Source organism: Photobacterium sp. OFAV2-7 (genome assembly GCF_022347985.1).
Classification (GTDB): domain Bacteria; phylum Pseudomonadota; class Gammaproteobacteria; order Enterobacterales; family Vibrionaceae; genus Photobacterium.
On record NZ_JAKRFQ010000188.1, the window covers coordinates 1 to 7,020 of the forward strand.

General features: G+C 47.6%; 3 protein-coding genes and 1 pseudogene. 2 read left to right on the plus strand and 2 right to left on the minus strand.

Annotated elements, in window-relative coordinates; all coding sequences use genetic code 11:
* Nucleotides 1-207: 207 nt before the first annotated feature.
* Together MHN01_RS11710 and MHN01_RS11715 are read right to left on the minus strand one after the other, a co-directional pair.
* Nucleotides 208-2,856, minus strand: coding sequence for a TIM-barrel domain-containing protein (locus tag MHN01_RS11710; protein ID WP_239411516.1), 2,649 nt, complete (start codon nucleotides 2,854-2,856; stop codon nucleotides 208-210).
* A gap of 350 nt (nucleotides 2,857-3,206) precedes the next feature.
* Entirely contained in the window at nucleotides 3,207-3,488 is a 282-nt protein-coding gene (locus MHN01_RS11715) for a hypothetical protein (RefSeq protein WP_239411517.1), read from the minus strand.
* A gap of 254 nt (nucleotides 3,489-3,742) precedes the next feature.
* On the opposite strand from MHN01_RS11715, the gene MHN01_RS11720 reads away from it, so the two are divergent.
* Together MHN01_RS11720 and MHN01_RS11725 are read left to right on the plus strand one after the other, a co-directional pair.
* Nucleotides 3,743-6,442 (plus strand): AMP-binding protein, encoded by a 2,700-nt coding sequence (locus MHN01_RS11720; RefSeq protein ID WP_239411518.1) that lies wholly within the window; start codon nucleotides 3,743-3,745, stop codon nucleotides 6,440-6,442.
* Between the two features lies 1 nt (nucleotide 6,443).
* Nucleotides 6,444-7,020: pseudogene (locus MHN01_RS11725) on the plus strand (hypothetical protein); the annotation flags it as partial.

Sequence of the window (7,020 nt, forward strand, 5' to 3'; positions counted from 1 at the left end):
AGCTGGTAAAACGCCTGAGTTTGACCGCTCTAAGTTCCCTGAGCTGGACGAGCTGGATGGTGCATGGCACCCAGAAGGTACTGAGCCTGTTGCGGCGTCAGCAACGAAGTAATCTTCATACAGTGAGATAATTTATCTCCTACCTAAAATAACAAAAAGCCAGCAGTTGCTGGCTTTTTCTTTTCCGGTCGACGATTTTACTGAGGTTTACTCAAACAATACCGTCACTGTTACTTGTTTCTCTACCGACAGTGCTGCTGTTTCAACCTCTAACCCGTTTCCTTGCTGTTTCCAGCCAGTCATCGGCTTACCATTTAGTTGTACTGCCTTTACCTTACCTTTCAGGCCAAACCATTCGAGGTGTATCGGACGTGTCGCCGGTGCGTTTACATACTCACCTTCAGATGAAATCAGCAACTGAACACCATTGGTCATCCCTTTTGTTTTCAGAGTTGTTTTACGTAACTCTCCCTTAAGGTATGCATTGGTGGCACCATCATCTTCATAAAGCGTAAACTCCCCGTTGCTACCGTATATTCTTGCTCCAAGAACGACCGGCACATCACTGGTTAATGGCATTTCTTGCTGTGCATTGACTGGAATAATGGCACCTTGGCGAGCGAATAGTGGCAAGGTCAACACGTCATTATCGATAACAGAAAGCTGTTTGAACCACTCCCCTTTACTGACAACTTGTTTACCAGTGCGGTAGTCAAACCAGGTTCCACTCGGTAAGTAGACATCTGTCGCTGTTTGACCTCTTTTCGCAATAGCAGCCCCCAGCAAATCTTTACCCATCATTTTCTGGGCCGGAAGATTCTTGGCCATAGGATCGCCGCCGAAGTAGTAATCCATTGACGGATAAACTGGCTCTGCTGCAATATTGGCACGGTGAGCCAATGAATATAGGTACGGAATTAACTGGTAGCGCAGCTTAATGCTGGCTTTGTTACTTGCAAGATCACCAACACGATCCGGAGCCGTTTCTTTACAGTTACATAGGTTTTCGGTGTGCGGGCGTACAGGCACCTCAAACAGTGAACTGTAGGCAAACCACTGTGTATAGGTTTCATCCAGAGCCGCTTCCTGCTCTTCAGGCAAAACACTGAGCGCACGGCGGTGGAAACCGCCAATATCTGAACTGTAGTAGTCGATTCCAGACAGCACCATATTTGGCTGCATGCTGAACTGGGTGGCCAGGCTCTCGAGGTTGGTACCAATATCTGCCGACCACATAGTCGCACCAAAGCGCTGAATACCAGGCGCCCCTGAGCGCGACATCATAAACGGACGCACGTCAGTCTCATTGCGCTGATAGCCGTTGTAGATACTTTCCAACCACTTGTAGTTATAAATGTTGTGGACATCATTCTGTTTTTTCCCACCAGCATATACGCTTAGCGGGTTATACATTTCAGGCTCACCCAAGTCAGTCCAGTGACCAATCACGCCCATCTCGATGAGTGGTTTACGTTTCCAGTCGTGCCAATGGTCACCAGCTTCTGGATTAGTCCAGTCGATCATGCCACCTTTGCCCCACCAGTAGCCGTAGCCATTCGGATCCGAATCAATCGGCTTATCGGTTTGCGGATCCATCACTAAGTGTCCGTTTTCGGCTAGGTCTGCATGCTCCTCTAAGCCATCGCTGACGTAGGACTCTTCTATCAGCATCATGCCAACACCCTGCTCTTTGAGTGCCTTAATTTTCTGCTCAGGTGCCGGGAAGTGATCGAGATCCCAGGTCAAGGTTCCCATCGGACTGGTTGCGCTAAATGCTTCGACGTTGCCGAACCACTGCAGATCCATGACCACACCGTCGATAGGAAAGTCCTGCTGCTTTAGCGTACTTAATTTATCATCAAGCTCCTGCCAGTTATCAAAACCGTATTCCGACAGCCACATTCCAAACAGCTTACGCGGCGGTACCAGCGGGTTCCCCACCAATGCCATATACTGTTGCCTTAGATCAGGCAAATCATCACCAGCCATAAACAAAAAGCTCGGCTCACCTTCAAGCTGCGATATCTTCCAAGGTGCTTTGGTGAAATCCCAGTTCGCTGAATACACCGTATCCAGGTACAACGCGTAGTTCTGCTGCTTCGAGTTCAATGCATACAACACAGGAAACTGGGTATTACCAGTACCGCCGCCCTGGAAGCCTTCCATCTTGTTGCCGCCCTGGCGCTTGAAGCCAAGCCAGTTAGCATTAAGCTTGCCCGGATCGTGAAACTCCTGCCCGAGGCCATTTAGCTGATAGTCACCCTCTGAATTAAGCGTGAAGCTGTTGCTCTTCTCAGGACAAATCTCGCTCAATTGGCCTTTTACTTTAGATGTAACCGTCAAGCAGAGTGTTTGCGGGTCAATACCTACCTTTAAATTGGCCGTTTCAAAGCCATCTTGAATACGGCTTAGTGCTGACGGACCTCTAAAGTCATCAAGCTTAATTAGCTCAGTGGAAGGTAGCGCCTGATCTTTTGACTGCGCTTTAAAGGCGATATGAAGAACATCATCATCAAGCACATCGATAGCTAAATCACGTATCGGCTGGCGGGCCTTATCAAGAATTCTCGTTTGATGCTGCGCGACAACATCATCGCCGAGCTGCTCAGTGAGCGATGAAAGAAAGGCTTGTTGACTATAATATGTCTTGCCAATCATTGGCTTCAGAGCTTTACGCAGATTCACCTCAGGTATTGCTTTACGCATTCTGAATATCTGGGCGGCTTCCAATCGGTAGCTTTCGCTGTTCTGATAGCGAAAATGTTCGACCTCAGCAAAGGCCGAGCAACTCATTGCCAGTAAGCTAGGCACAGCAATCCCCAACATCAAATGTTGTAGTGGTTTCTTTCCCGTCATGGTTCTTCCTTTAAATGGTACCGGGCAGCTAGTCACGCATTATTAATATTTTCAGTAATAATGCGGATCTCTTTGCTAATGGTATTTTCAATATAATTAACGGGAATATACGTCGAGGGGAAACTGCTGAAAAGTGATTGTTATCAATAATTTATTTGTACTAGCTACGTCACTAAATGTGCAATCAAAAGTAAACTGCAATCACAGAATGTGACGACGGTTATGGTTTATTATAAGGCCACCGTTAGCCTGCCTTATTATTTGCAAGGTATTTCCTTATCAGAGCTTTACCTGTTAAAGCGAAGGAACCACTCACGCGACCTTGCCTGATGGCTCCATGTCGATAATCTTTAACAGTAGCCATGCTCCCTTTTCCAGCTATCACTCATCTTATCGAGCACACAAGCGGGAAGTGGACGATGAGCCCTTGCAGGCCGAGTCGCGATAGTGCGATATCCTGCAGCAATCAGGCGTAAATCAAACGCCCTATCGATAGGCATTCCGGCACGGCTTAAATCCCAGCGAAAAACCCTTAATGACATGTATTCATACGGGGCGAGCTCACCACCATATGGATACTTTAAAACTTTGCCATAGGCATGTTTTGCCAGTTCGAAGTTAACTTCAATCATAAGCACCTCCAAACACACTGGTTATATTAACAGTAGTTCGTTACAGAGTAGCTTGCAAAAATGATTGAGGAAAACCGTGCCTAAATCAGATCTAAGTCAAAAAAATACAACTATCTCAGCAGATTAATGCTATTTCATCTCTTTCATAATAATGGAATTTTGGCCGATTCCCTTTTAACCGTGAATTATTAGTATCTTGTCCTATGCTTAGGCTATGACAAATTTATGCTACTCAAGCAGTGAAGGGACGCAATTTGTTTGTAGATACGTTAAGAGACTATGGCGATCTTCCCGCTATCGTTACAGACACAGGCTTAACACTGAGTTACGCAGAACTGGCAGACAAGGTTGATGCCTTCGCAGGCGACTTAGGTTCACAACGCCAACTACTTATCGTCGAAACGTATAATGATATAAATCCGTTAATCGCCTATCTAGGTGCATTACGGGCGCGTCATCCGGTCATATTGGCTGCCGCCGGCTCGACAGCAAAAGATACTAATATACTCGACACTTTCACCCCTTCTGCCATTTACCGACAAAACCCTATTAGCAAATGGGCACTCGACAAGTTCCCGGAGCACAATGAAACGCTGCTTCACCCAGATCTATCCGTCCTGTTATCAACATCCGGTACCACCGGCAGTGCCAAACTTGTTCGGCTGTCACAAGAAAACATTGAAGCAAATGCCCGCTCGATAGCCCAATACCTTGAACTAGACTCTAACCAGACAGCCATTACCACGCTGCCTTTCCATTACTCGTTCGGCATGTCGGTGATTAACTCACACCTTTCGGTTGGTGCCACTTTGCTGTTAACAGAGCACTCTGTATCAGAACCGGCATTTTGGACCCTCTTCCGTGAAGAACAAGTAACCAGCCTCTATGGCGTCCCCTACACCTTCGAGTTATTGGAAAGAATCGGGTTCCGAGACCAGCATTACCCTTCGTTGGACTATATCGCCCAGGCCGGAGGACGACTTTCAACAGATATCATCACTCAATATCTCGGCTGGGGCGAGCAACAGAACAAACGCCTGTTTGTAATGTACGGCCAGACGGAAGCTTCACCACGCATGGCTTATGTACCGCCGCATGTGCTTAAGCAAAACCGGGACTGTATCGGCATAGCCATACCTAGCGGGCACTTTTCACTTATAGACGAGCAGGGAGAGGACATTCACGGTGCCGAGCAAAGTGGGGAGCTGGTTTACCGAGGCCCCAATGTCATGATGGGATATGCCACCAGCCCTCGTGATTTAGCCAAAGGCAAAGAGCTTGAGCTGCTGCGAACCGGCGACCTGGCTTGTCGAAATGCAGATGGCCTATACCGGATTGTTGGTCGAATGAACCGATTCTGTAAGCTTTACGGCTTGCGTATCAGCCTTGACGAGGTTGAACTTTTCCTGCAAAAGTCGGGCTTCTCCACTGTCGTTGTCGGCAATGATTCGGCATTGCTCATCGCGACCTTACAGAAGCAATCCAGCGCGGCAATCATCAATGTTCTCACCAGTCGTTATCAACTTGGCTCGAGTGCCTTTATTATCAAAGAAATGGACGAATACCCACTTCTTCCTTCAGGCAAAGTCGATAATCGCTCACTAACAGCACTTATTGAACCAACCACAAGCGACAACAACTATGACAGCCTCTATCAAGCCTATAGTGACATCCTCGGTAACGATGACATCCGTGAAGGTGACAGTTTTCTGAGCCTGGGCGGTGACTCCCTGTGCTACGTTGCGGTATCTGTCGCAATTGAAGACTATCTGGGCCAGCTTCCCGACAACTGGGAAGCCATGACCGTCAGTGAGCTGGAAGATTTTCGTGAGGTCGACCAATCACCATTCCTGACAACACCGCTAGCAGAGCAGCGCCAGCCCCGAGCCTGGCTGACTATCTGCTTTATCATCGGCATATTATTGCTCGGTGAGCTTTTCCTCCATGCCCGTACTTATATTAAAACTGGTCGCCACGTCTTATCCTTGTTGACGGACAACAGTGCCATTGTCATCGACAATGAGCTTCAGACACGTACCTACCGCCCTAACCTCGTCATCAAAGACACAAGCACGCAGCAAAACCGCATGGTCATTAACTCGTATGGTTTACGCAGCCCCGAAATCCCTCCGGAACGCTCGCCTGACGAGATCCGCTATGCCGTTGTCGGCGCCTCAACGGTTGCTGGCATTTATGCCAAAGCCAATGAACAGACTTTCTCTCAACTACTGGCAAGCGCAATAAAAGATAAATACCAACATCGCCCGGTGAATATCATCAATGCCGGGATAGAGGGCAGCTCGCTAAGTGACACTCACCAAGTTACCGAAAACGTTGTCTACAAGCTGTCGCCTTCGGCAATTATTATCTATCCGGGGTTTAACGATATAACGATGCTGTGCCCCAAAAAAGGAACAAATAGCAGCAACCCGCTAGCCCAATCACCAAACGCATTTCAACCGCTTGGCTATCCTTCATTACCTAATTGGCTGATGAGCAAAGACATGATCCAGAAAAACACCATCTTTCTCAGAACACCAAAAGCAAGCAGCGTTAGTTCACTCGACCCTGAAACCATCAACCCTATTGATTATCGCAACAGGATAGAATCTCTTGTCAAAAGCATCATCGCGCAAGGCATCAAGCCTGTGCTGGTAACGGTTGCCCGCTCATATATCAACGTAGCCAAAGAGCAACAGGAACGCCTGGCCGCAACCTCATTATACTATTACCACTGCCTAGACCTGGATGGCATTATTCGCGTCGGGGAGATCTATAACGATCAGATCCGATCCGTTGCCCGGCAATACAATACACCCTTTGTCGATCTAGCAGAGATAATGCCTGGAGGAAGCCAGTATTTTGTTGATGGCGGACATTTTACTTACAAGGGTGAACAATATGTCGCGAAGACGCTGAACGACAAATTAGTAAGCCAGTTGATGGAGCGTTAATATGGCCATTACCTCCCTGTCCTATTTCATTTTTGCACTCTTTGCACTCATCGGCTGCGCAGCATTACAACGCCAGAACGAGCACAAGAAGAGCTTTCTTCTCATCATTAGCTATTACTTCTATATGACGTTTGACTGGCGTTTTTCAGCCCTGCTACTGCTCCTCACCGGGATCAACTATATTGCTGGACATATCATTACTCGCCACCAGCACCAAATGGTGAGGAAAGCTGCGCTTGTAGGGGCCATAAGCAGCAGCCTGCTCATCCTGTTCTACTTTAAGTACAGCAACTTTTTCATCGAATCCCTGTACGACTTTCTTCAGCTTTTCGGGCTATCCGGCCAAAGTCCGTTCGTCGACATTATCTTGCCAATTGGCATTTCATTTATGACGTTCCAGGCCATTACCTATCCACTCGATCTCTATCAAAAGCAGTTAGCCAAACCCAGCCCCCTTAAAGACTTCGCGCTATTTATGGCATTTTTCCCGCAATTGCTCTCAGGCCCTATCGTCCGGGCCTCCTACTTTATGCCTCAGCTTGAATCGAGCAAAAAGCTGTCTGGCCAAGACATGATGG

What these genes read in the sequence shown, in the direction of transcription:
- MHN01_RS11710 (WP_239411516.1), bottom strand. Translation starts at nt 2,856, where the DNA reads ATGACGGGAAAGAAACCACTACAACATTTGATGTTGGGGATTGCTGTG.
- MHN01_RS11715 (WP_239411517.1), bottom strand. Translation starts at nt 3,488, where the DNA reads ATGATTGAAGTTAACTTCGAACTGGCAAAACATGCCTATGGCAAAGTT.